Here is a 2,997-nt window from a genome sequence, read left to right as displayed (position 1 = left end):
TAAGCACCTGCAACAGGAAGAATACCGAACGACAGCAGAATCGCAACCTCACTGTAACCCTTTCCCCTGTAACCAAATTTAATAGGCGGCGCTACATAGAAGTAGGCGAGCAACGCGCCAAGTACACCAAACACCAGAACCATCCAGCCGCTCAAAAACGATAATATAATGCCGCATACAGCAGCCAGCGCGAATAGCCCCCAAGTAACAGCGGCGAACGTTCGCAATTGCCAGGTTCCTTTCGTCAGGAAACCGGAATTCGTCGATATCGCACCTGCTGTCGTATTCGCTGCATCGTCGGTACCGTTGTAATAGTCCCATAAGTCATTAATCATATTCGAGAACAAATGGACCGCTCCCGAGCCAATCAGCGTTAATAGAAGCAGCCACAAGTTCAGCTTGCCATCCCATACAAAAGCTCCCAAAGCGCCAAGCGCAACGGGAATCAGCATGACCGGCAGCACTCGAATGCGGGCGGCTTTCATAAATTGCTTCGCAATGCTCATTTCCATTTTTGCTATCTCCTCTGCTGTCTCATTTTATGAAAGGCAGCGGTTAATCATCATCGTGTCCACTATTAATTGAACCACTCCCCCAGCTGAGCGTCAACAGCAAGAATAGGGCGAATGGCTCAAAAAATGACAAAAAGAACGATTCCGGCAATTGCGGAATCGTTCTTTGGCACTGATTACTAGGGGCAGGATGCTCATATACCTGCTGGCGAGAATTACTAGCATATTGAGGAAGCAAGAGCTAGAGCTGAACACGTTTGTTCAACAGTTTGACCATTGCGTAAAACATGATAGCCGCAACGGCTGCTTGCATGATTGCCGAACCCCATAACTGCGTATTCCATAATTGAACTTGATAGCTGATGACATTCGCTGCCGAGTCCGTTTCCGCTACAAAATTGAAACTGCCGTTACTGCCGTTATTATCGAACAGCAATTTATCCATCCACGATACAATCATCTGAATGATGAAGAACGCCGCAATACCGAGCCATGGACCTAATTTCTTCATCGAAACAGATTTGGCAAGCGTAATACTGAACTGGATTGCGATCGTCAAGAAAAGCAAGGTCCAAAAATAGATAATCAAAGCGGCCGCTGCGTTAGAGAACGAATCTACGATGGGATTCATGATATGGAAGTCTGAGCCTGTCACAGCATTGTAAAGCTCGCTATATCCATAAAAAACAAAGGGCAAAAGAATAAGCGCTATCGATCCTAATACAAGCGGAGAAGCGATCGTCCACCCGCCCGATACCGGGATGAGACGTCTGCTGTAGGAGGAAAGGTTTGCTGCATACGTTCTGCACATGAATACAACAATCATAGAGACAGGTACTATGAAGCCTACAGAGCTAAATATATATACGATATTCGCGTTCCAATTCAACAGACTAGGGCTAAATAAAAGGAACAGCTGCACGATGGCAAAAACGGCTGTAAATGTCGTGAACGCCACACTGTTGCGCTTCCAGTCATACTTCATTATTTTAAGCAGATTGTTCATAGTTCCGCATATACCTCCTTGAATTTCTCTTCTACGCTCTTGCCGTGCTTCATGCGGATCGTTTCGACTTCCTCATGAAGTACGACCGAACCATTGCGAATAAATACGACCTCGTCGAAAATCCTTTCAATATCGCTGACGAGATGCGTAGATACTACCAAACAGCTTTCCTCACTGTAATATTGCAGGATCGCGTCTAAAATTTTATCGCGCGCAACGAGGTCAACGCCTCCAATTGGTTCATCCAGTAAATAAAGCTTGGCGTTACGGGAGAGCGCCAGTGACAAATGCAGTCGTTCACTCATCCCTTTGGAGAGTGCACCGACGCGCTCATCTTCCTTCACATTCATGAAGCGAAGCATCTCTGTCGCCTTCGTTTTGTCGAAATCCGAGAAGAAGTCTTGATAAAAAAGTACCGCGTCCTTAACCCGCATCCAGCTTTCAGTCATCGGACGATCTGGCATAAAGGAGGTTACAGCTTTTGTAGCCGTTCCTACTGGGAGCCCGTTAACGGTAATCGTACCCGACGATGGCTGCAGCAGGCCGGAGGCCATTTTCATAATCGTACTTTTACCACTGCCATTGCTGCCCAGTAAACCAACGATTTTACCAGCTTGTAGATCAAATGAAACGTTATGCAGGGCATCCCGCGAAGTGTAACGCTTTGAGACCGACGATAATTTCAAAATACTGCTCATCTATCACTCACTACCTTTCTTATCCTTATCGGACACCGCTTCCGAGACGATGGTGATAATATCTTTGCTTTCAAAACCAAGCTCTTTCATGCCTATCACAAAGCGATCCAGCAAATCGCCCGCCATTTCCTTCTTTATGCTCATAATGGTCGACTCCTCACTTGTCACATACCGGCCTAAGCCGCGTTTTGTTTCCACAATGCCTTCCCGCTCCAGCTCTTGAAACGTTCGTTGAATCGTGTTCGGATTAATTTGCAGCTCCGCTGCAAGCTCTCGTACCGAATCGATTTTGTCTCCCGGTTTAAGCTTGCCGGCAATAATTTGCCGCTTCATATGATTCATAATCTGCAAATAGATCGGTTGATTGTTATCAAATTCCATCGTCACAATGGCGATCCTCCTTATAGCAGTTTGTGCTGCCACTGTATTATTGTGTTGGTGTTATAGGTAAATAGTACACTATGTTTGTAGTTGTGTAAAGGGGGAGTGTGAAAAATATTTCTGCAGCCGCTTAAATGGCGGAAATAGTGGTTTAAAAGCCGTGAAATGGCGGGCTTTTCGCGGCTGGGGGCGTGTAATGCAAGAGGTACAGGTGTGGCTGCAGCTAGCGGCAGCAACCTCTCTTACAGCGACGCTACCCTGCACTACAGCGAGCCTGCTTCGCTAATTTGCGAAGACAATTTCGCTGTTCAACTAGCCGTGAACGCTTGGTTTCAATTTAGCGAAGTGAATTTCGCTGTTGGCCATGGTCATGCTCCTACATGACCATTTTGCGAATTCA

5 protein-coding genes are annotated in these 2,997 nt (G+C 46.4%); 1 reads left to right on the top strand and 4 read right to left on the bottom strand.

Going from position 1 to position 2,997, the window contains the following annotated elements:
- From TY10_RS01145 to TY10_RS01130, 4 genes are all read right to left on the bottom strand, one after another.
- On the bottom strand, positions 1 to 512 hold a 512-nt coding region (locus tag TY10_RS01145; protein ID WP_238327397.1), incomplete at its 3' end, for a prenyltransferase.
- A 241-nt stretch (positions 513 to 753) separates the two neighbouring features.
- Complete coding sequence (locus tag TY10_RS01140; RefSeq protein ID WP_042159738.1) at positions 754 to 1,518, bottom strand: hypothetical protein; 765 nt, start codon at positions 1,516 to 1,518, stop codon at positions 754 to 756.
- On the bottom strand, positions 1,515 to 2,216 hold the full coding sequence (locus tag TY10_RS01135; protein WP_042159736.1) for an ABC transporter ATP-binding protein: 702 nt from the start codon (positions 2,214 to 2,216) through the stop codon (positions 1,515 to 1,517). The genes TY10_RS01140 and TY10_RS01135 overlap by 4 nt, the downstream gene beginning before the upstream one ends.
- 3 nt (positions 2,217 to 2,219) lie before the next feature.
- Positions 2,220 to 2,603, bottom strand: coding sequence for a GntR family transcriptional regulator (locus tag TY10_RS01130; protein WP_042159734.1), 384 nt, complete (start codon positions 2,601 to 2,603; stop codon positions 2,220 to 2,222).
- 207 nt (positions 2,604 to 2,810) lie between these two features.
- On the opposite strand from TY10_RS01130, the gene TY10_RS30180 reads away from it, so the two are divergent.
- Positions 2,811 to 2,981, top strand: coding sequence for a hypothetical protein (locus tag TY10_RS30180; protein WP_155985644.1), 171 nt, complete (start codon positions 2,811 to 2,813; stop codon positions 2,979 to 2,981).
- The last annotated feature ends 16 nt before the right edge of the window (positions 2,982 to 2,997 follow it).

It is taken from the genome of Paenibacillus gorillae (assembly GCF_000513275.1).
Taxonomy (GTDB): Bacteria; Bacillota; Bacilli; order Paenibacillales; family Paenibacillaceae; genus Pristimantibacillus; species Pristimantibacillus gorillae.
The sequence above is the reverse complement of the archived record's forward strand: the minus strand, read 5'-3'. Positions and strand labels throughout refer to the sequence as shown.

What these genes read in the sequence shown, in the direction of transcription:
- TY10_RS01140 (WP_042159738.1), bottom strand. Translation starts at nt 1,518, where the DNA reads ATGAACAATCTGCTTAAAATAATGAAGTATGACTGGAAGCGCAACAGT.
- TY10_RS01135 (WP_042159736.1), bottom strand. Translation starts at nt 2,216, where the DNA reads ATGAGCAGTATTTTGAAATTATCGTCGGTCTCAAAGCGTTACACTTCG.